This is a genomic window from Rhizomicrobium electricum (assembly GCF_011762045.1).
Lineage (GTDB): Bacteria > Pseudomonadota > Alphaproteobacteria > Micropepsales > Micropepsaceae > Rhizomicrobium > Rhizomicrobium electricum.
The window spans coordinates 313,260-334,356 of sequence record NZ_JAASQS010000004.1; the positions used below are offsets into that span (position 1 = coordinate 313,260).

The following is a 21,097-nucleotide window of genomic DNA, read 5'->3' on the forward strand; positions in this document are numbered from 1 at the left end:
CGGGTGTTTAGGGGGAGCGCATGAAAGGAGAGATCGAAGCCGCGTTTAGCGGTGAACGGAAGGAACGTATTGGCCATGACGACGACATCAACCGACAAAGTCCGCATTTTCGACACCACGCTGCGCGACGGCGAACAATCGCCCGGCGCGGCCATGACCTTCGAAGAGAAACTCGAAGTCGCCGATTGTCTCGACGCGCTCGGCGTCGACATCATCGAGGCGGGTTTCCCGATTTCCAGCCAGGGCGATTTCGATGCCGTATCCGAAATCGCACGCCGGATTAAAAACGCCAGTGTTTGCGGGCTTTCCCGTGCCGGGTTCAAGGACATCGACCGCGCCGCCGAAGCGGTGAAGCACGCCAAACGGCCGCGCATTCACACATTCATTTCCACCAGCCCCGTGCACATGAAGCACAAGCTGAACATGGGCGCCAACGCGGTGCTCGATGCGGTCGGCGCGTCCGTCGCGCACGCCCGCAATCTGGTGGAAGACGTGCAATGGAGCGCCGAAGACGCCACCCGCACCGAACGCGATTTTCTCTGTCGCTGCGTCGAGCTGGCGATCCGTTCCGGCGCCACCACGATCAACATCCCGGACACGGTGGGTTACGCCACACCGCAGGAGTTCTTCGAACTCATCCAGATGCTGTTCAACCGCGTGCCCAACATCGACAAGGCGGCGATCGCCACCCACTGCCACAACGACCTCGGTCTGGCGGTAGCGAATTCGCTGGCGGGCGTGTTGGCGGGAGCGCGGCAGGTCGAATGCACCATCAACGGCATCGGCGAGCGCGCCGGCAACGCGGCGCTCGAAGAGATCGTGATGGCGCTCAAGGTCCGCAAGGACTTGATGCCGTTCGAAACCGGCATCAACTCGACACTGCTGTCGAAGGCTTCCAAGCTGGTCTCGAACGTCACCGGCTTCCCGGTCCAGTACAATAAGGCGATCGTCGGCAAGAACGCCTTCAGCCACGAAAGCGGCATCCACCAGGACGGCATGCTGAAAAACGTGGAAACCTACGAGATCATGCGCCCCGAAACCGTGGGCGTGAAGGAAACCCAGCTCGTTCTCGGCAAGCTGTCGGGCCGGCACGCCTTCAAGGACAAGTTGAGCCAGCTCGGGTACGAACTGGCCGACGCCGCCTTCGAGGACGCCTTCCGCCGCTTCAAGGCGCTGGCCGACAAGAAAAAGAGTGTGTTCGACGACGACATCGTTGCGCTGGTCGATGACGAGATCGGCCGCGCCCAAGACCTCATTCATGTCAAGGCCTTGAAGGTCATGACCGGGGTCGGGATCCCGCCGTCGGCCGAAATGACCCTAATCATCGAGGGCGAGGAAAAGCACATCGAGGTAACCGGCGACGGCGCCGTCGATGCGATTTTCAACGCCATCCGCGAGCTTTATCCCCATACCGTTAACCTGCAGCTCTATCAGGTGATGGCGGTGACCGAGGGGACCGATGCTCAGGCCCATGTCAGCGTCCGGCTCGAAGAGGATGGACGTACGGTCACAGGTCGCGGCGCGGACACCGATACACTGGTGGCTTCCGCCTACGCCTATGTTAATGCACTCAACAAGCTCTTAGTGAAACGGAAGAAGCTGGCGCCGGAAGCGCTCAACGTCGCGAAATGACTTTTGCCCGGCTCCGGGGAGGACTTCGGAGCCGGGATCGCTCGTTTGAGGGGCCTGGGTACCCGGCTGGGAAAGGAATGGCAGGTTAAGCATGTTCGGCAGTCTTCTCGGCGCGCTGTCGAGCGATATGGCGATCGATCTCGGAACCGCGAACACCCTCGTCTACGTCAAGGGACGCGGTATCGTTCTGAACGAACCCTCGGTCGTCGCCACGATCAATCGAGGAGGCAAGAAGCAGGTCCGTGCCGTCGGCAACGACGCCAAGATGATGCTGGGGCGTACCCCTGGGAATATCGAGGCGATTCGGCCGATGCGCGACGGCGTCATCGCGGATTTTGAAGTTGCGGAAGAGATGATCAAGCATTTCATCCGCAAGGTTCATAACCGGCGTTCGTTCGCCAATCCGATGATCATCGTTTGCGTGCCTTCGGGTTCGACGGCGGTGGAACGGCGTGCCATCCAGGAATCGGCCTTGTCGGCCGGTGCCCGGCGCGTGTTCCTGATCGAAGAACCGATGGCGGCGGCGATCGGTGCCGGCTTGCCGGTCTCGGAGCCGACCGGCTCGATGGTGGTCGATATCGGCGGCGGCACGACCGAAGTGGCGGTGCTGTCGCTCGGCGGCATCGTCTATTCGCGCTCGGTGCGCGTGGGCGGCGACAAGATGGACGAGGCGATCATCGCCTACATCCGGCGCCATCAGAACCTGCTGATCGGCGAAGCCTCGTCTGAGCGGATCAAGAAGGAAATCGGTTCGGCGGCGCCGCCGATGGACGGATCGGGCGTGACCCTGGAAATCAAGGGCCGCGACCTGCTCAACGGCGTGCCGAAGGAAATCACGATTACCCAGAGGCACATCGCCGAAGCGCTGGCCGAGCCGGTCGGGCAGATCGTCGAGGCGGTGAAGGTCGCGCTCGAAGCGACGCCGCCCGAGTTGGCCGCCGACATCGTCGACAAGGGTATCGTGCTCACCGGAGGCGGTTCGCTGCTCGCCAATCTCGACCAGGTGTTGCGTGAGGAAACCGGATTGCCGGTTTCGATCGCCGATGATCCGCTGTCCTGCGTGGCACTCGGGACCGGCCGGGTGCTGGAGAACACCAAGGGTATGCGGCACGTTCTGTCGACTGCCTTCTGATAGCCTCGCGGTCTGATAGGCTAGCGGTCGGAGGCCGTGCGTCGGAGCAGGAATGGGTAACGGCGGTTGGAGGATTTCGCGGTCGCGCGGCAGAGCCCATCTGCCGCTCACCGTCGTTGCCGTCCTCGCCGTGGCCTTGATCCTGTTCGGCAAGGCCCGGTCGTCGTTGTTCGACGATGCCCGCACCAATCTGTCCGACTGGATGCGACCGGCGCTTTCGGTCACCCGTGCGCCGATGGAAGCGGCCGGCAAGTGGCTGAGTTCGATCGGCGAATTCTTCTGGGTCTACCAGGAAAACCTCCGCCTCAAGGAAGAGAACGCCCGTCTCAAACAGTGGCACAACAAGGCCTTGGTGCTCGACGAGCGGCTCAAGCGCTATCAGTTGCTGCTGCACGCGGTGCCCGATCCGGCGATGTCGAGCGTGGTGGCGCGGGTGATCGGACGCGCCAATCATCCCTTCCTGCAGACCATCATTCTCGATGCCGGCAAGGCCAATGGCGTCAAGCCGGGGCAGGCGGTGATCGACCAGCGCGGCATGATCGGGCGGGTCTATCTCACCGGCGAGCGGACCAGTTGGGTGATCCTCCTCACCGACCTCAACAGCCGCATTCCGGTGTCGATCGAGCCCAACACCGATCAGGCGATCATGACCGGCGACAACTCGCCGATGCCGATGATCGAAACCCTGGCGCGCGGGGTGCAGCTCAAGGCCGATGCCCAGGTCGTGACCTCCGGCGACGGCGACATCCTGCCGGCCGGCATTCCGATCGGGGTGATTGTTCCGGTCGGCAACACCTATCGCGTCGCCCTGTTTGCCGACCAGACCACGGCGCAGGACGTCGAAATCGTCGACTTCAAGCTGAAGCCGGAGCATCCGCCGGCGGTGACCCAGCAGGAGTTGCCGGTGACCGCCGCGGGATTGCCACCGGCCGCGCCGCCGCAGCCGGGTGCCGGATTGCTGCCGCAGCCGGTGCTGCAGCCGCCGCCGCCCGTGTTCAAGCCGCCGGTCCAGACGCAAAAGCCTGCCACGCCTCCCGCCGACAGCGGGGATAATGACGTCCCCAACACCGGAAACGAGTGAGGGCCGCCATGGAACGCCTGGGTGGCTTTCTTCCCAACCGGTTTTTCTCCAATGCCATTCCCGTGTTTTTCAGCCTGGTCGGGGTGGCGCTGACGAACCTGCCGTTCTCCGTGTTCGGCAGCTGGATCCCGTCGCCGCTCTACGCCCTGATGCCGGTCTATTACTGGTGTCTAGTGCGGCCCGACTTGATGAGCCCCGGCTGGGTTTTGCTGATCGGGCTTGGCAGCGATGTGCTGTCGCCGGCGCCGATCGGCATCTGGTCGGCTTCGTTCGTCATTACTTATGCGGTGATCGACCGGCAGCGCGACGCCTTTGCGGGATTGTCGGGCTGGGGTGCTATCCTCGGCTTTGCCACCGCGACGCTGATCGCCTGTTGCGCCCATTACGTGATCACGTCGCTTTATCTCTGGAAAGTCATGGCGGTTTCGGGTTCCATCAAGGAATTCGCAGTCACCTCGCTGATGTACGTCGCCGTCCTGCCGCTGCTAGGCTGGACGCATCGCAAAGTGGTCGGTCCCTTGCGGAGTGATTTCTGATGCCGCTGTTCGACCGCAAGGACAAAAGCCGCTACGCCAGCTTCACCCGGCGCACGCTGATGCTGTCGGGCGCGATGGGCGGGATTTTCGCCGTTCTGGGCGGGCGGCTCTATCAGCTCCAGATCCTCAACGGCAAAGAGTACATGGTGGACGCGGAAAACAACCGCATCAGCCAGCGTTTCATCTTTCCGCCGCGCGGACGCATCCTCGACCGCTTCGGCACCGAACTGGCCACCAACCGGCGCAATTACCGCGTCGTGATCGTGCAGGAACAGGCGAGCCAGGGCGTCGAGACGGCCATCGATTCCGTCGCCAAGATCATCCAGCTCGATCCCGACCGCAAAGCCAAGGTGCTGCACGACATCAGCGTGAACAAGAAGTTCGCCCAGGTGCCGATTGCCGAGAACCTGTCGTGGGAAGAGTTTGCCCGCATCAACATGCACCTGCCTTATCTGCCGGGCGTGCAGACCGATGTCGGCGAGACCCGCGCCTATCCCTACGGCGCCGAGATGAGCCATCTGCTCGGCTATGTGGCGGCGGCCAATCAGAAGGACGTCGAGAAGGAAAACGATCCGCTGCTGGCCCAGCCGGGATTCCGTTTGGGCAAAGGCGGCATCGAGAAGCAGTTCGACACCGAAATGCGCGGCGAAGCCGGCGCCTCGCGCGTCGAAGTCAATGCCTACGGCCGCGTCATCCGCGAATTGTCGGCGGTGCCGTCGGCGGCCGGCAAGGATGTCTGGCTGACGATCGACTGCGATCTGCAGCGTTATGCCGAAGAACGGCTGGCCGAAGAAAGCGCGGCGTGCGTGGTGATGGACGTGGAAACCGGCGACGTCCTGGCGCTGGTCTCGACCCCCGGCTTCGATCCCAATCTGTTCAATGTCGGCATCACCAACAATACCTGGCAGGATCTCCTGCACAACGACCACAAGCCGCTGATGAACAAGGTCCTGCGCGGCGCCTATCCGCCGGGTTCGACCTTCAAGACGGCGATGGCGCTGGCGGCGATGGAGAACGGTCTCGCCGATCTGCAGGTGCATTGCAGCGGCTCGATGACCCTCGGCAACCACGAGTTCCATTGCTGGGCCTGGAAAAAAGGCGGCCACGGCGGCGTCGATCTGCATCGCGGCATCGCGGTGTCGTGCGACATCTTCTTCTACGAAGTGGCGCGCCGTCTCGGCATCGACAAGATGGAAGCGACCGCGCGGGCGCTCGGTCTCGGCGAACCGACGGGCATCGAAATGCCGGGCGAGGTCGGCGGCTGCATGCCGGGCGCGGCATGGAAACTCGCGCGGTTCGGGGTTCCCTGGCAGCAGGGCGACAGCCTCAGCGCCGGTATCGGTCAGGGCTATGTGCTGGCGACCCCGCTGCAGCTTTGCCAGATGGTCGCCCGCATCGCCAGCGGCAAGGCGGTGACGCCGCGTCTGGTGCATCAGGTCGGTCCGGTGTTGCAGCCGCGGGTGCTGCCCGGAGACCTGCCGTTCTCCCAGGAATCGCTCGATGCGGTGCGTCTGGGCATGCAGGCGGTGTGCGAACCCGGCGGCACGGCCTTCGCCTGGCGTATTGCCGAGCCCGGCTTCGAGATGGCGGGCAAGACCGGCACCGCCCAGGTGCGCGTCATCACCAAGGCCGAACGCCAGAGCGGCGTGAAAAGCAATTCGCAAGTTGCGTGGAGCCTGCGCGATAACGGCCTGTTCGTCGGTTTCGCGCCGGTCGTAAATCCGCGCTATGCCTGCGCCTGCATCGTCGAGCACAATTCGGACCCGCATCCGCAGGTGGCCGCGACGCGCGACATCTTGTTGTTCGCCCAGAAGCGCGATCCGCTGCGGCGGCCGACCGCCTATCCGATACGGGCTGCGGAAAATCCGCCGCCGCGGGAGGGCTGACGATGCCGCTTCGTCCTTACGCCGCCGCCCATGGCCACATTTCGATGGCCGACAAGCTTTACGAGATCAACTGGGGTCTCGTCTTGCTCATCACCATCATCGCCGGTGTCGGCGTGGCGATGCTTTATTCGGTGGCGGGCGGTTCGTGGGATCCGTGGGCCTCCAAACAGGCGATCAAGTTCATCCTCGGCTTCGCCATGATGATCGTGGTGGCGATGGTCGATATCCGCGTCTGGCTCAACATCGCCTATCCCTTCTATGCGGTGTCGCTGGTGCTGCTGCTCGGCGTGGAATTGATGGGCATGGCCCATTTGGGCGCCCAGCGCTGGCTGTCTTTAGGCCCGCTGGAGCTGCAACCGTCCGAGCCGATGAAGATCGCCATCATCCTGGCGCTCGCCAAGTTCCTGCACGGCCAGAGCGTCGAGGACGTCTCCACGCCGCTCAAGCTCTTGGTTCCGCTGATCATGATCGGCTTGCCGGCGGCGCTGGTGGCGATCCAGCCCAACCTCGGCACCACCATCATCATCGTCCTGGATGGCTGCGCCTTGCTGTTCCTGGCGGGGTTGTCGTGGTGGTGGATCCTGCCGAGCATCGGGGTCATTGCCGCAGCGGTACCGGTGGCGTGGCGGTTTGTGCTGCACGATTACCAGAAGGCGCGGGTAATGACCTTCTTGAACCCGGAATCGGACGCGCTCGGCGCCGGTTGGAACATCACCCAGGCCAAGATCGCGGTCGGATCGGGTGGGGCGGCCGGCAAGGGCTTCCTGCAGGGCACCCAAAGCCGGCTCAACTTCCTGCCCGAAAAGCAGACCGACTTCATCTGGACCAACTTCGCCGAGGAGTTCGGCTTTGTCGGCTGCATCGCCATGCTGATCCTGTTCGGCGTGGTGCTGGGCTACGGCGTCCAGATTGCGATGAGCGCGAGGAGTCAGTTCGGCCGGCTTTTGGCTATGGGCGTCACGCTCAACTTCTTCTTCTACATCATGATCAACGGCCTGATGGTGATGGGATTGATTCCCGTCGTGGGCATTCCGATGCCGCTGATCTCCTACGGCGGCACCGCTTTGCTGGCGGTGATGTTCGGCTTCGGGCTGCTGCTTTCGGTCCACGTCCACCGGCAGGTGGAAATCCCCCGGCACTCCACGGGAATCATCTGAAAATTCAACCTGTTGCGGGGCCGCGTCGATCCGCCCCCAGGATCCTTGGGGGCGTGGCATTTTTGCGAAACTCGCGCATGGACAGGGTGGAATCCACCTGCTATACGCCCGCCTCCTTCGTGGGTGATTAGCTCAGGCGGTAGAGCAGCTGACTCTTAATCAGCGGGTCACAGGTTCGAGTCCTGTATCACCCACCACTTATCCCTTCCCGATCGACCGCATCGCGGCGGTTTTCCCTGGAAAGCCGTGCCGTTTCCACCGGTTAGCGGAAGTAGCCACCGGTTACCGATCTGTGGCTTAATTGGGGCAAAAATACAACGTTCCGTCTCATTGTAAGCGCTGTCTGGGTTTTACCCTTCCCAATGGCAACGTTGTCATTTAGCGTTTGACAACGTTGTCGTCGGGCGCATCGCATGCGGCTGACGGCCTTCGTGTTTGATTGTGAATGGAATTCAGGAGGGGATCGTGAACAGGAAGAACTTGTTGTTTTGCGGCGTGTCCGCATTGTCGATAGTCGCATTAAGCGGCCCATCGCTCGCGCAAGAGATGATGGAAACGGTGACGGTCACCGGTATCCGTGCCAGCTTGCAGTCGGCGCAGGCGATCAAGCAGAAGTCCGATCAGGTGGTGGATTCGATCACCGCCGTCGATATCGGCGCTCTGCCGGACCGTTCCGTGGCCGAAGCCTTGCAGCGCGTTCCTGGCGTGCAGCTGACACGCACGGACTCTCTGCGTGATCCGATCCGCTTCGGCGGCACCGGTAACGGCGTGTTCATCCGCGGTCTGGCGTGGGTTTCCGCGTTGACCAACGGGCGTGACACGTTCTCCGCCGCGAACGGCCGTACGCTGAGCTTTGCCGATATTTCGGCGAACCTGATGGCTGGCGTCGACGTCTACAAAAATCCGGACGCCAAGATGATCGAAGGCGGCGTCGGCGGCATTGTCGATCTGCGTACCCGCAAGCCGTTCGATCAGGACGGTCTGAAGATCGCGGCTTCCGCAGACGTCACCTACGGTGCGCTGGCGGATGCCGCCACACCGTCCGTCAACGTGCTGGTCAGCGACCGCTGGGAAACCAAGATCGGCGAATTCGGTGCGTTGCTCTCGGTCGACTATCAGGTGCAGAAGAACCGCACCAGCAGCTGGAGCGTCGGCGAGCCCTACGGCGCGGAAGTGACGCTTCCCGGCGGCAAGAAGGGGTACATTCCCGCCTCGACCTTGGGCAACGAAACTCTGGACTGGCGCACGATCGACTGGACGCAGTCGCGTACGGCGTTTGATGCGACGCTTCAGTATCGCCCGAATGAGAAGCTGGAAATCACCCTGACGGGCATCTACTCCAAGGCCGAGCCGCACGAAGGCGAGTACAAGGGCAGCATCCTTCTGCCTGGGACGTATTCGTCGGGCTACACCTTCGCGAGCGACGGCACCTGGACCGGTGGCACGCTGCCGAACCTGGAGATGCGCGGCAACGATACCCGCGTCGGCGAGCATCACAATACGAACGCCGACTATTCGTTGAACGTCAAATACACTCCGATCGACGCGTTGGAAATCACGGCCGACCTTCAGTATGCGGAATCCCGCGCCTATACGCGCAGCATGTCCGTCTACATGAATGCCATTTACAACGGCTGGACGTCGCAAAATTCGTCCTGGAATGGCGTATTCTACACGGTGTTTCCGAATGCGCCGGTGTACAACCCGGTCGTTAATTTGACGGGCCACACGCCGGTGATGACGTATACCGACGCCGAAAAGGCGAACCTCGCCAATCCCAAGAACAACGCGTTCGGCGCGGCGATGGACCACCTCGAGAACAACTACGCCCACAACTGGGCAGGCCGCATCGATGCGACCTACAAGTTCCCCGGTAATGGTCTGTTCGGCGTGGTCAAGTCGTTGGAGGCCGGTTACCGCCGTGAAGACAAAGTGGCGATCACGCGTCAGACCGGCTACAACTGGAATCCGCTCAGCTACGAGCCCTGGTTCGGTGGTCAGGACGTTATGGCAAACCATGTCAAGTTTGCCGACGACGCCTCCATGAAGGATCATATGACCCTTCGCAGTTTCGGCTCGATCTTTGATAATAGCCTGCCGGATCTGTGGCTGGTGAAAGCGTCTTCGCTTCAGGGCAAGGACACCCGCGACTCGGCCAAGCTGCTCGCGACGGTCAAGGGCGATCTCGGCTCTTGGGTTCCGTATGCGGACCAGCATTCGGCGGCCTGCAAAGGCATCGTCGATTACAAGTGCCAGGCGGTATACGAAGCGAGCGATCCGAAGAGCGATAACGTCAGCGGCGGCATCAACCACCAAGGCGAAATCACCCACGCGGGTTACATCAGCGCCAACTTTGCTCACGACACCTTCCTCGGGGCTGATGTTCCGATCGATGGCAATATCGGCGTGCGCTTTGTTGCGACCGAAGACTCCGTCGGTGCCGGCTATGTCTTCTATCCGTCCAGCAATGGCGGCTGCTGGGTCGCCGATTGCTCCGGCTACAACGCGACGAACGCGTTCGTCGGAAACAGCGGCGCCGGTGGAACGGTCGTTACGACTGCTCCGTCGAAGAACACGTACTTCAATGTGCTGCCCAGCTTTAACTTCCGGGCGCATCTGTCGGATCAGTTGCAGTTCCGCACGGGGTATTCTCAGGCGATCGTCCGTCCGGACTTCTCGTTCACGCAGAACTACACGTCGCTGGTCTTCAACTACGATTCCACCGGCGGTTTGTATCGCGCCGATCAGCCGTTCACGGCTGGTGGCGGCAATCCGAACCTGAAGCCGATGAAGGCGCAGCAGTATGATGCCAGCCTCGAGTACTACTTCTCGTCCACCGGCAGCCTGACGTTTGCGATCTTCCACAAGACGTTGGCGGGCTACTTCCTGACCGAAACCAATCCCGAAACCATCGCGCCGAATACTGCGGCCGGCGGTAGCGGCGCTCCCTTGACCTTCTATGTCACCCGCACGCAAAACGGCGGCAAGGGTTCGGTGGAAGGCTTCGAACTGGCATACCAGCAGTTCTTCGACATGCTGCCGGGCGCCTGGAGCGGTCTTGGCCTGCAGGTCAACTACACCAAGATCTACAATCACGGCGGCGGCAACGCGGTCCAGAACGTCAACGAAGCCGCGCAGGTCAGCAACCACTCTATCACCGGTCTGCCGATCGAAGGCATGTCCAACGATAGCGCCAATCTTGCCTTGTTGTATGCGAAGTACGGCGTCGATTTCCGCTTGGCCTATAACTGGCGTTCGAAGTATCTGATGACCAGTTCGGCCGCCAATGCGAATGCGCCGATCTGGCAGGAGAACTACGGTCAACTCGACGCGTCGGTCTTCTATGACTTCCTGGATCACTACAAAGTGGGTGTCCAGGCCACCAACCTCATGAACGCCACGACGGTTCTTGACGTTGGCAATACCAACTATCATCCGAGATACGATTGGATCGATACCGACCAGAAGATCTCGCTGATCTTCCGCGCTAACTGGTAGTCCTCTGACACGGCAAAGCTATGAGGCCCTCCCAGGCACAGACGCTTTGCTCACTTGCTCCCCCCGTGACACCACGGGGGGAGTTTTTTTATCCGATCCGCCGTCCGTTGCCGGCACTCCGGGGACGAGGATCTGTGGCAAAAATGCCAGCTTGCCGCCGCGTCACGGGCTTCGTGTCTGCGGCTTGATCCACCACTTCTTCGTCCGGCCGGACGGCCGCCGCTACCGAGGGAATGCCTGCGCTTTCCGCGTCTTGGCGACGGCGCTTGCGACGGGTAACCAACGGCCGCGTCATCAAGGCGATTGACGGCGGGCCGTTTCGCAGGTGTGTGGAGCGGCCGTAATTTTGACACAGCCAAACGGGGGAGTTCCGGGCATGGTGAGTGCGCTTAACCTGCAGAGTCTCGCCGGCGTTGTTCTTATCATCCTGCTCTGCTGGCTGTTCTCCGAGAACCGCCGCCGCTTTCCCTTCCTGCTGGTGATTGGTGCTATCGGCGTCCAGGTGGCGCTGGTGCTGGCGCTGTTCGGCGTTCCGGCGATCCGCGCCGGTCTTACCAGTTTCGGCTCGGTGTTCGACGGCCTGGCCAAGTCGGCCCAGACCGGCGTCGCCTTCGTGTTCGGGTTTCTGAGCGGCGCCGGCGACCAGCCCTATCCGCTCACCAATGCCGGCGCCTTGTTCGTATTCGGCTTCCGCGTGCTGCCGGTGATCCTTCTGGTCTGCACGCTGGCGGCGTTGCTCTGGCACTGGGGCATCCTCAGGTGGATCACCAAGGCCTTCGGCTTCATCTTCTCGCGTACCATGGGCCTGCGCGGCCCCACCGCGCTTGCCGCCGCCGCCACGATCTTTATGGGGCAGGTCGAAGGCCCGATCGTCATCCGCGCCTATCTCAACCGGCTGACGCGGTCCGAACTGTTCCTGCTCATCACCGTCGGCATGGCCTGCGTGTCGGGCTCGACCATGGTCGCTTATGTGACGATCCTGTCGGGCGTGCTGCCGGGCGCGGCAGCCCATGTCTTGACCGCCTCGATCATCTCGGCGCCGGCCGGCATTCTCCTGGCGCGCATTCTCGTGCCGCGCGACCCCAAAGCGGAAGCGGAGCAGGAAAAGGTCGCGCTCAACGAACGCACCTATTCGAGTTCGATGGACGCGATCATGAAGGGCATCAGCGACGGCATGCAGATCGCCGTCAATGTCGCCGCCTGCCTGATCGTGTTCGTCGCCTTGGTTGCCCTGGTCAATGCGATGCTCGGGGCCCTGCCGCCGGTCGGCGGCGCGCCGGTCAGCGTCGAGCGCGTGCTCGGCTACGTTTTCGCACCGGTGGCGTGGTGCCTCGGCATCCAGCCGAGCGAAATCCTGCCGGCCGGACAGTTGCTCGGCACCAAGATGATGCTGACGGAGTTCACCGCCTTCATCAAACTCGGCGCCATTCCCGCGGCCGAATTGACGGAGCGCACCCGCATCATCATGACCTATGCGTTGTGCGGCTTCGCCAACGTCGCCTCGGTCGGCATCAACCTCGCCGGCTTCTCGGTGCTGCTGCCCGAGCGTCGCGACGAGATCATCAAAATGGTCGGCAAGGCGATGCTGGCGGGCTTCTTCGCCACGTGCCTGTCCGCCGCCATTGTCGGCGCCGTTCCCGCGTCGATCCTGGGATTGCCGGGCTGAAACCGGCTTGCGAACAGCAAGCCTGCACGACAAAATGATCTGATTGCACGATGAAGGTGCATCGGGCGCCCGGTTATGCGCGTCGTCCTCCCTCCTGATTCCGGAATACTGGTTACGTGGCGAACGACAGAGTCTTGAGTAAGGTTCCGGCGGTCACGCTCGGTTTTTGGATCATCAAGATTCTGGCGACCACTTTGGGCGAGACCGGCGGCGATACGGTCACCATGACGTGGGACATGGGCTATCTCGCCGGCAGCCTGATCTTTGTTGGGCCTCTTCTGCTGCTGGTGGGATTGCAGATCGCGGCCCGCAGGTTTCATCCATTCCTCTATTGGGCCGCCATCGTGGCGTCGACGACCGCCGGGACGACGATGGCCGACTTTGCCGACCGTTCGCTCGGGATCGGCTATGCCGGCGGGACATCGGTGCTGCTGGCCTGCGTTCTGGCCAGCTTGCTCTTGTGGTACCGGGTCGAGGGAAACGTGGCCGTCGCGACGGTGAAGACGCCTCGCGTCGAGGCATTCTACTGGCTCACCATCACGTTCTCGCAAACGCTGGGCACGGCGTTGGGCGACTGGATGGCCGACTCATCGGGCCTGGGCTATCTCGGAGCTGCGGCCGTGTTCGCCGCCGGTCTCGCGGGTTTGGCAGCGGCGTTCTACGCCACCAGATTGTCACGCGAGGCGCTGTTCTGGGCGGCGTTCATCCTCACGCGCCCGCTTGGCGCTACGGTCGGCGATTTCTTCGATAAGCCGCTCGACCAGGGCGGGCTCGCCCTGTCGCGGCCACTGGCCACGGCTGTTATCGGAGGCGTCATGCTCGTCCTGATCGTGCTGATACCGCAGCGTGCCGGCGTGGCCGGCCGGCCGTCATCGCCCTAGCGCTGGCACGGGGCGCCGCGGCTGCTAAGATGGCGGAACTGCCATTCGAGTGAGACCGTCATGCCCCATTACGCCGAATCTTTCCTGTCCTATATCGACCGCTCGCCGTCGCCCTATCACGCCATCGCCGAAGCGGTGTCGCTGCTGACCGCGGCCGGATTCGTGTCGCTCGAGGAAAGCGAGCGCTGGGCCCTCAAGCCCGGCGGGGCCTATTTCGTGGTGCGCGGCGGCAAATCGATTGTCGCGTGGCGGCAAGGCTCGGCGCCCGCGGCGGAAGCTGGATTCCGCTTCGTCGCCGCGCACAGCGACAGCCCGGTCCTGAAGCTGCGGCCGCGTCCCGATCTCGACGCCAAGGGCCTGCGCCTTCTCACCGCCGAGGTTTACGGCGGCCCGCTGTTGTCGCCCTGGTTCGACCGCGAGTTGAAGCTGGCCGGCGCGGTGTGGTGCGGCGGCGGCACCGTGAAGCGCCATCTGGTGGATCTGCCCAAGTTGCCGGTGCGGCTCGTCTCGCTGGCGATCCATCTGAAATCCGACAAAGGCAGCGACAGCTTCACGCTCGACCGCGAGAAAGACCTCGCCGTGTTCGTGGGGCAGGGGGCGAAGCCCGGCTTCGATCTGGTGCGTGAGGCTATTGCCGAAGCGCTGGGCGGTGATCCCGGCCCGATCCTGTCGATAGATCTCAGCCTCGGCGATGCCGCTCCCGCGGTGCGCCTGGGCGCCGAGGGCGAACTCATCAGCGCGCCGCGGCTCGACAACCTGTTCAGCGCCTTCACCGCATTGACTGCGCTGATCGAAAGCACGCCTGCCGAAGCCACGCTCGGCGCCATCGTTTACGACGCGGAGGAGATCGGCAGCCAAACCTACACCGGCGCCCGCTCCAATTTCGTCGAGAGCGTGGTCGATCGCATCGTCGGCGGCGGTTCGGAGGACGTCTGGCGTGCCAAGGCCCGGTCGCTCATCGTCAGCGCCGACATGGCTCATGCCGAGCACCCCTCTTTCACCTCGGCCACCGATCCGGTGACGGTCCCGGCGTTGAATGGCGGCTTGGCGGTGAAGACCGGCGTGCAGGGCAATTACGCCATCGGTCCGGCGGCGGAAGCCTGGTTCCTGAAGGTCTGCGAAGAGGCCAAGGTGCCGCTGCAGCGCTTCCGCTATCGCTGCGATCACGGCCGCGGGTCCTCCATCGGTCCGATGGCGACGAGCGGTCTCGGCATGGCCGGCATCGATGTCGGCGCGCCCATGCTGGCGATGCATTCGGTGCGCGAACTGGCCGGCACGGCCGATCTCGAGGCGTCGATCAAGGCGTTCGCCGCGATGTACGCTTCCCGCGAGCCGTTGCCGGTCTAGGCCCGCCGTACCGCCAGCACCGCATTGTGGCCGCCGAAAGCGAACGAGTTCGACAGCGCCACGTCGAATGCTTTGTCTCGCGCCGAGTTGGGCACGACATCGAGATCGCAGGCCGGATCGGGTTCGGTGAAATTGGCGGTCGGCGGTATGAAGCCGCCGTTCATCGCGATCACCGTTGCCGCTAATTCGATCGCGCCGGCCGCGCCAAGGGCGTGGCCGTGCATCGATTTGGTCGAACTGACCGCCAGTTTATCCGCGTACGGACCGAATGCCGCCCTGATCGCCTTGGTCTCGGTGGGATCGTTGGCGGGTGTGCCGGTGCCGTGCGCATTGATGTAATCGACTTCGTCCGGCTTGAGCCCGGCATCCTCGAGACAGGCGCGCATCGCCGCCGCGGCGCCTCCGGCGTTCGGCATCACGATATCCGAAGCATCCGAACTCATGCCGAAGCCGGCGATTTCGGCGAGGATCGGGGCGCCGCGGGCGACGGCGTGGTCGCGGTTCTCGATCACGAAAATGCCGGCGCCTTCGCCCAGCACCATGCCGCTGCGGTTTTTCGAGAACGGCCGGCACATCTCGGCCGACATCACGCGCAACGCTTCCCAGCCCTTGAGCGTGCCGTAGGTCAGTGGGGCCTCGGTGCCGCCGGTGACCGCGGCTGTGACCGCACCGCTTTTCACCATCTGATAAGCGACCCCGATGGCGTGGTTGGCGGAGGCGCAGGCGCTCGCCACCGTGAACGAGGGGCCGGTGATGCCGTTTTCCATGCTGATATGGCTCATCGCCGCCGAGATCATCAGCTTGGGCACGGTAAAGGGATGCGTGCGCTTGGCGCCTTCGCCGTAGAGGCGATGGAAACATTCGTCGAGCGTGGTGATGCCGCCGACGCCGCTGCCGATGATGACTGCCGCACGGGCCCCGAGCGCGCGCAAATCGAGGCCGCTCTGCGTCACCGCCTGGCGTGCGGCAGCGAGCGCGAACTGGGCGCAGCGGTCGAGCAGCGGCAGCTTCTTGTCGTCGAATTGGCTTGCGGCATCGAAGTCCTTCACTTCGGCGCCGATCTTGACCGCGAGCGTTTCGGTCGGAACGCTGGTGAGAGGCGCGATGGCGACGCGTCCAGCATGCAGCGCCGTTTCCATTTCGGCCGCGCTGTTGCCCAAGGGCGAGATGATGCCAAGACCCGTAATGACGACCCGGTTCATACCGTCGCCTTTCTTCGATGTGTTTTCGAAACGAAGGCTCAGGCGGCGCGCCGTTCGGCGATCAGCTTGTCGACGGCGTCGACGATATCGCCGACCGACCCGAACGAGATGCCCGTAGTGTTCTGCTCGCCCGCGCCGTAGGGAACTTCAATGTCGAACTTTTCTTCGATCGCGAAAACGAGTTCGACCACATCGATAGACTGCAAATTGAGATCGGTGAGTTTGGTATCGCGTGTCAGCGTCGTCGGTTCTACCTTGGCCTGCTTGGCGACAAGTTCAATGACGTCGTGTTCCGTATCCATGACTGCCCCGGTTCGAGTTCTAGCCCCACAACTCTTCCGGGATAACTGTAACGCGGAAACGGCTTCCTGCCAAATTGATCCGCATGCCTACAAATGCGAGCTTCAACCGGCCGTAATGCGGACCATCTCGGCCTGCAACTTCAGGGCATGTTTGCGGGCATCGAAATCGCGCTCGATTCGTGCCCTCGCGGCAAGGCCGTGCGCGCGGCGCATATCGGGATTGCGGAAGTAGTCCAAACAAGCCTGGGCCAAGCCCTCGACATCCGGCGGCTTGCCGCAGACGACGAAACCTTCGCGGCCGTGGGCGCACATTTCGGGAATGCCGCCCATGGCGAAGGTCACGATCGGCTTGCCCATGGCCATCGATTCCATGACCGCGCGCGGCAGCGGGTCTTCGTAGACCGACGGAACGACGGCGACATCGAAATCGGCGACAAAGGCGCGGGGGTCGGCGCGGAAGCCGATGAACTGCACGAAATCCCCGATGCCGAGATCCTTTGCGAGCGCGATGCATTCTTCGCGATGGTCGGGCGTCATGTCCTGCGGCGTGTCGCCGAGCACGATGAAGCGGCAGCGCGCACGTTCCTCCTCCGACAAACGGTCGTGAACGATCTTGGCGGCGCGGACCATCTCGACATAGCCCTTGCGCGGCACGATGCGGCCGTGGCTGCCGAAGATCACGATGTCGTCGGAGAGCCCGAGTTCCTTGCGCAGGGCGGGCGTAACACCCGCACCGTCGAACTCCTCGATGTCGAGCGCGGTCTGGATCGGTTTGACCTTGGCGCGGACGTGATCGAACTGCGGCTCGCACGGCTTGGACACGCAGATGATGAGCTTCAAATACTTTCCCGCCGCCAGCTTCTGATGCAGCCGCCGGATCGGCTTGGCCACCGACGGATAGAGCACATGCCAGATCGCCGGTGTTTTGGTCGCCGCCGCCAGGGCGCCGCCGAGGAAGCCCGCCGAGGTGCCGTTGCAGAAGATGAGATCGTACTTCTCGCGTTTGATCCGGCGCATGAGCCGCACGAAGCCGGCCAGGGCGCGGCCGACATTGCCGAGCGCGCGCGCGGCTTTCAGCGGCAGCGGCGCGGCGAAATCCTCGCGCTCGATATTGCGCGACAGCGGCTCGAAGGGATGTTCGATCAGTCCCGGTTCGAAGAACAGCGTCTCGGCGCAGTGATTGTCGGTCAGGCGCTTGGCGACGATGCCGTCGCGCGGCAGCATCACGGTGCGCTCGATGCGGGCGGGATCGAGGAATTTGGTGATGTAGAGGATGGTCCGTCCCGGTCCGCCGTTGCGCGAGGTGTCGTTGATGAACAGCACCTTGAGGCGGCGCGTGTTCGTCGTGGTCGGTGCGGCGGCGGTCAGAATTTCAGCCATTATCCCTCTCTCGGGGAGCGCGGCCGGAAAAGTGTAAAGCGGTTTTCCGACAAGCCGCGCGACAAACTAAACAAGCCTCGTATACACGGCCTCATAGCCTTCGCACATCTTCGCCAGACCGAACCCTGCCGTGACCCAGGCGCGCGCCTCGATCCCGCGTCGGGCGGCCTCGGCGCGATCGGCAGAGGCCTGTCGCAAAAGCCGGGCAAATCCCGCCACGCTGTCGTCGTCCGAGAGCCAGCCGGTGCGGCCATCCACCACGGCTTCGACCAAGCCGCCTTGCGCAAAGCCGATGGTGGGCCGCTGCATCGCTCCGGCTTCCAGCGCCGACAGCGACAAGGCCTCTTCGCGGGTGCAGTTGATGACCGCATCGGCCGCTGCAATGACCGGACCCGGATCGGCAAGATGACCGTGGAAGCGCACGCGCGACGCGATGCCCAGGTCGCGGGCCAGTTGCTCGAGTTTGTCGCGTTCGGCGCCGTCGCCTGCGATCTCGAGCACGACATCCGGCACCTGCGGCAGGGCGCGGAGTGCGATGTTCAGACGCTTGATCGGCTCCAGCCGGGCAATCGCCGCAAGGGTGAACGGGCCTTCGCGGCGCGGCGGCTGCGGCGCGAAACGGGCGAGGTCGATGCCGTTGTGGACGACATGGATGCGATCGGCCACGGCCGGCTCGATGTGCGCCACCGTGCGGCCGACGAAGTTGCTGACGGCGACGATCTTCGTCGTGTGTTTCAGCGCCCAATGGCGGTTGAGGGCGCAGGTCGGATCGCGATAGTGGCGCACGCCGTGTTCGGTGCGCACCAGCGGCAGGCCGAAGCGTTGCGCGGCACGCGCTGCCAGCACATGCGAGCCGTAGGTGTGGCAATGAAGAATGTCGGCGCGTTCCGCCGCGATCACGTGTCCGAGCCAAGCAAGGTCGGTGCGCCCGTAGCTGCGCCACAGATAGGCGAGCGGATTTTCACGGCAGAGGCCGGGATTATGCAGCGGCATCTCGCCGGCCCGGAAAAATGCCGCCAAGTCGCGATTGGGCGTCATCAGGGCAATCACGTGTTCGGATCGGCCGGGATGTGCCGTGAGCGTCGCGAGAAAGCGCTCGGCGCCGCCGATCTGTCCGGCCACCACGATGTGCAGAATTCTCGGTCGCGTGCGCATCACATCCGCTGCGTTGAGGAGTTGTGTGGCATTACATGAACGGGCCGCCCTTTTGCGACAAATTCCGACATCTTCCTTGTATCCACGCGGCCGCGCTCACGCCGGAATGGGTGATGGCGACGCGTTCGACATGTGTATCGCCCCGTTGCGACGCGAGGATTCGGCTGCATGAGTGTTCATTCCGATACCAGGCCGGCTTGGTCCATTGCGTCCCTTCCCCGCCGCCGCGTTCTACTGACGCCAGAATTGACCTGTGCCGAAGCGGACGCCTACGACCAGTTCGTCGCAACTGCCCCCTCCGGCCATTACAGCCAGACCCGCGCCTGGGCCAGAGTGGCCGTTGCGGAACGATCCGTCGAGCCTTTGTTCTTTCTTGTCCGGCACGGCAGCGAGGTCATAGGGACCGGCTTGGCTTTGCGTCCGGTGCTTGGGGGCGTACCGCTGCCCTGGGCGCGGATCGAGCACGGACCGGTGACGGCCATGCCCGAGGATCTGCCCGAGGTGCTGGCATCCCTGCGACAAAGTTGTCTCGCCCGAGGCATTCTCCGGCTGTCCGTGAGGCCGTGCTGGACCGATCCCCATCGTCTCGTCGCCGAAACCCTCCTCGGCGGGGCCGGATTTGTCCCGCAGCAGCGCGTCGACAGCTGCCTGACGCGGGTGAAGCGCCTCGATTTGAGTACCCTTGATGACAAAAAATCTTGGAGTGCCAGTCACTTGGTCGAGATCCGTCGGGAAATCGGACGGGCCGCACAGGCCGGCGCCACGGTTCGTCCGGGCCGGCACGAGGATCTGGTGAGGCTGCAAACCATGGCCGGCTTGAGCGGCGCATGGACCGAGGCATATGGGGGGTATTTTCTTCGCCCCGGCGCCTCGATGTTCGTCTCGGAGTTCCAGGGCGCTTTGGTTTCCGCGATTTTTGTCACTCTCCACAAAGGGTTAGCGACACTGGTCCAGGTTCTTTCGACGGCCCGGCCGTTGCCGTTTTCACCCACCGTGCTGGCGGCGACCGAAGCCATGCAGTGGGCCCGGCGGATGGGAGCGCAGGCCTTTGAGGATGAGGGGTACTCCGGCCTCGCCAGTTATTGCCGAACCGAATTTCTCCTGGTGGGCGAACACGTCCGCTGGCTCTTGTGACTAAGGATTAATACCAACGCCGAAAAGCCGCCGCGACAAAACCCCGGCGTTGCGGCAATACTCAGGCCCTATCTTGGGGTTTGGGGATGGACGCGTATCTCTGCGTCTCGATTGACTGCGAATGCGACAAAGGCGAGGGCTGGCGGCTGAAGAAGCCGCTGAGCTTTGCCGGCATCACGACCGGCATTGCCGATCGCCTGCAGCCGCTGTTTCGCGCCTATGGCGCCAAACCGACTTATCTTTTGTCGCCGGAAGTGCTGCGCGATCCGGCTTCGGCCGATTGCCTGCGGCAGCTTCAGGGCAGCGCCGAGTTCGGCACCCATCTGCACGGCGAGTTTGCCGAGCCCGACGCCTTCGAGCCTGACGAAACGACCGCGTTCCAGTGCAATTACCCGCACCCCGTCGAGCGGCAGAAGCTGGAGTCGTTGACCGATCTCTTCCGTGCTGCGCTCGGCCGGCCGCCGCGTTCGTTCCGGGCCGGACGTTTCGGCATTGGACCCCATTCGCTGCAATTCCTCGCCGAACTCGGCTACACGGTCGATTCGAGCGTCAGCCCGCTGAAGGATTGGAGCAAGCAGGGCGCCCCCGCCGCATCGTTCCGTTCGGCGCCGACACAGCCCTATTGGCCGGTGCCGAACATGCCTGAGTTGAGAGCACGCGAGCCGGGCCCGCTGCTCGAGGTGCCGGTGACGATTCTGCCGTCGCGGTTTCAGCGTCTGCCTTTCATCGGGGCTCGTTTCGAGCCGCGCTGGCTGCGGCCGACCCGCGGAACGGTCGAGAGCCTAGTCGCCGTCGCGCGCGACGAACGGACGCGCACCAAGAACGGGCCGGTGGTTCTCAATTGCATGTTCCACAACGTCGAGATCATGGCCGGCCTCAGTCCGTACGCGAAGAACGAGGCCGAAGCCGATGCCATCCTGAACCGGCTGGCGGGACTGCTCGCCTACGCCAGGGCCGAGGGCATCGGTGTGGTCGGACTCACCGATATCGCGGCAATCTTCAGCGAGACCGAAGTGCGCGTGCCCGAGCCCGCTTAACCCCCTGCGCGCGCGGCCCTGTACTTTGATCGGGTCGGGCCACTATCATCCGCGCCGCAAGCGATTGGCCT

Annotated in this window: 16 protein-coding genes and 1 tRNA gene; 13 read left to right on the forward strand and 4 right to left on the reverse strand. The window is 63.4% G+C overall.

The window, feature by feature from the left end:
• Positions 1 to 75 precede the first annotated feature (75 nt).
• The 11 genes from FHS84_RS09590 (at position 76) to FHS84_RS09640 (ending at position 14,816) form a co-directional block, all read left to right on the forward strand.
• A complete protein-coding gene (locus tag FHS84_RS09590) occupies positions 76 to 1,632 on the forward strand; it encodes a 2-isopropylmalate synthase (protein ID WP_166933440.1) in 1,557 nt (518 codons plus the stop codon).
• A gap of 91 nt (positions 1,633 to 1,723) precedes the next feature.
• A complete protein-coding gene (locus FHS84_RS09595) occupies positions 1,724 to 2,764 on the forward strand; it encodes a rod shape-determining protein (protein WP_166933442.1) in 1,041 nt (346 codons plus the stop codon).
• A 52-nt stretch (positions 2,765 to 2,816) separates the two neighbouring features.
• Positions 2,817 to 3,845: a rod shape-determining protein MreC gene (gene mreC, locus FHS84_RS09600; RefSeq protein ID WP_166933446.1), complete on the forward strand. Its 1,029-nt coding sequence runs from the start codon at positions 2,817 to 2,819 to the stop codon at positions 3,843 to 3,845.
• Between the two features lie 8 nt (positions 3,846 to 3,853).
• Entirely contained in the window at positions 3,854 to 4,381 is a 528-nt protein-coding gene (locus tag FHS84_RS09605) for a hypothetical protein (RefSeq protein ID WP_166933448.1), read from the forward strand.
• Positions 4,381 to 6,267 carry a penicillin-binding protein 2 gene (mrdA, locus tag FHS84_RS09610; RefSeq protein ID WP_166933450.1) on the forward strand — a complete coding sequence of 629 codons (1,887 nt, stop codon included), beginning with the start codon at positions 4,381 to 4,383 and terminating at the stop codon, positions 6,265 to 6,267. Before FHS84_RS09605 ends, mrdA begins: the two co-directional genes overlap by 1 nt.
• A gap of 2 nt (positions 6,268 to 6,269) precedes the next feature.
• Positions 6,270 to 7,424, forward strand: a complete 1,155-nt coding sequence (gene rodA / locus FHS84_RS09615; protein WP_166933452.1) for a rod shape-determining protein RodA — start codon at positions 6,270 to 6,272, stop codon at positions 7,422 to 7,424.
• A gap of 121 nt (positions 7,425 to 7,545) precedes the next feature.
• Positions 7,546 to 7,621 (forward strand) — tRNA-Lys (locus FHS84_RS09620).
• 268 nt (positions 7,622 to 7,889) lie between these two features.
• Entirely contained in the window at positions 7,890 to 10,922 is a 3,033-nt protein-coding gene (locus tag FHS84_RS09625) for a TonB-dependent receptor (RefSeq protein ID WP_166933454.1), read from the forward strand.
• 376 nt (positions 10,923 to 11,298) lie between these two features.
• A complete protein-coding gene (locus tag FHS84_RS09630) occupies positions 11,299 to 12,588 on the forward strand; it encodes a NupC/NupG family nucleoside CNT transporter (protein WP_166933456.1) in 1,290 nt (429 codons plus the stop codon).
• A gap of 134 nt (positions 12,589 to 12,722) precedes the next feature.
• Positions 12,723 to 13,469, forward strand: a complete 747-nt coding sequence (locus tag FHS84_RS09635; protein WP_208393785.1) for a COG4705 family protein — start codon at positions 12,723 to 12,725, stop codon at positions 13,467 to 13,469.
• A gap of 60 nt (positions 13,470 to 13,529) precedes the next feature.
• Positions 13,530 to 14,816: a M18 family aminopeptidase gene (locus FHS84_RS09640; RefSeq protein ID WP_166933460.1), complete on the forward strand. Its 1,287-nt coding sequence runs from the start codon at positions 13,530 to 13,532 to the stop codon at positions 14,814 to 14,816.
• Here FHS84_RS09640 and FHS84_RS09645 read toward each other — a convergent pair.
• The 4 genes from FHS84_RS09645 to FHS84_RS09660 form a co-directional block, all read right to left on the reverse strand.
• The gene (locus tag FHS84_RS09645; RefSeq protein ID WP_166933463.1) at positions 14,813 to 16,018 is read right to left on the reverse strand and encodes a beta-ketoacyl-[acyl-carrier-protein] synthase family protein; all 1,206 of its coding nucleotides are present in this window, start codon (positions 16,016 to 16,018) and stop codon (positions 14,813 to 14,815) included. The two genes, FHS84_RS09640 and FHS84_RS09645, sit on opposite strands and share 4 nt — an antisense overlap.
• 38 nt (positions 16,019 to 16,056) lie before the next feature.
• Entirely contained in the window at positions 16,057 to 16,320 is a 264-nt protein-coding gene (locus tag FHS84_RS09650; protein ID WP_166933465.1) for an acyl carrier protein, read from the reverse strand.
• 102 nt (positions 16,321 to 16,422) lie between these two features.
• Entirely contained in the window at positions 16,423 to 17,700 is a 1,278-nt protein-coding gene (locus FHS84_RS09655; RefSeq protein WP_166933468.1) for a glycosyltransferase, read from the reverse strand.
• A 66-nt stretch (positions 17,701 to 17,766) separates the two neighbouring features.
• Entirely contained in the window at positions 17,767 to 18,855 is a 1,089-nt protein-coding gene (locus FHS84_RS09660; protein WP_166933470.1) for a glycosyltransferase family 4 protein, read from the reverse strand.
• A 168-nt stretch (positions 18,856 to 19,023) separates the two neighbouring features.
• On the opposite strand from FHS84_RS09660, the gene FHS84_RS09665 reads away from it, so the two are divergent.
• Positions 19,024 to 19,989 (forward strand): hypothetical protein, encoded by a 966-nt coding sequence (locus tag FHS84_RS09665; protein ID WP_166933473.1) that lies wholly within the window; start codon positions 19,024 to 19,026, stop codon positions 19,987 to 19,989.
• Positions 19,990 to 20,075: 86 nt separating this feature from the next.
• The gene (locus tag FHS84_RS09670; RefSeq protein ID WP_166933475.1) at positions 20,076 to 21,026 is read left to right on the forward strand and encodes a polysaccharide deacetylase family protein; all 951 of its coding nucleotides are present in this window, start codon (positions 20,076 to 20,078) and stop codon (positions 21,024 to 21,026) included.
• The last annotated feature ends 71 nt before the right edge of the window (positions 21,027 to 21,097 follow it).

Excerpts from the sequence above, each read along its gene's own strand:
- FHS84_RS09590 (WP_166933440.1), top strand. The coding sequence starts at position 76 with ATGACGACGACATCAACCGACAAAGTCCGCATTTTCGACACCACGCTG.
- FHS84_RS09595 (WP_166933442.1), top strand. The coding sequence starts at position 1,724 with ATGTTCGGCAGTCTTCTCGGCGCGCTGTCGAGCGATATGGCGATCGAT.
- mreC (WP_166933446.1), top strand. The coding sequence starts at position 2,817 with ATGGGTAACGGCGGTTGGAGGATTTCGCGGTCGCGCGGCAGAGCCCAT.
- FHS84_RS09605 (WP_166933448.1), top strand. The coding sequence starts at position 3,854 with ATGGAACGCCTGGGTGGCTTTCTTCCCAACCGGTTTTTCTCCAATGCC.
- mrdA (WP_166933450.1), top strand. The coding sequence starts at position 4,381 with ATGCCGCTGTTCGACCGCAAGGACAAAAGCCGCTACGCCAGCTTCACC.
- rodA (WP_166933452.1), top strand. The coding sequence starts at position 6,270 with ATGCCGCTTCGTCCTTACGCCGCCGCCCATGGCCACATTTCGATGGCC.
- FHS84_RS09630 (WP_166933456.1), top strand. The coding sequence starts at position 11,299 with ATGGTGAGTGCGCTTAACCTGCAGAGTCTCGCCGGCGTTGTTCTTATC.
- FHS84_RS09640 (WP_166933460.1), top strand. The coding sequence starts at position 13,530 with ATGCCCCATTACGCCGAATCTTTCCTGTCCTATATCGACCGCTCGCCG.
- FHS84_RS09645 (WP_166933463.1), bottom strand. The coding sequence starts at position 16,018 with ATGAACCGGGTCGTCATTACGGGTCTTGGCATCATCTCGCCCTTGGGC.
- FHS84_RS09650 (WP_166933465.1), bottom strand. The coding sequence starts at position 16,320 with ATGGATACGGAACACGACGTCATTGAACTTGTCGCCAAGCAGGCCAAG.
- FHS84_RS09655 (WP_166933468.1), bottom strand. The coding sequence starts at position 17,700 with ATGGCTGAAATTCTGACCGCCGCCGCACCGACCACGACGAACACGCGC.
- FHS84_RS09660 (WP_166933470.1), bottom strand. The coding sequence starts at position 18,855 with ATGCGCACGCGACCGAGAATTCTGCACATCGTGGTGGCCGGACAGATC.
- FHS84_RS09665 (WP_166933473.1), top strand. The coding sequence starts at position 19,024 with ATGAGTGTTCATTCCGATACCAGGCCGGCTTGGTCCATTGCGTCCCTT.
- FHS84_RS09670 (WP_166933475.1), top strand. The coding sequence starts at position 20,076 with ATGGACGCGTATCTCTGCGTCTCGATTGACTGCGAATGCGACAAAGGC.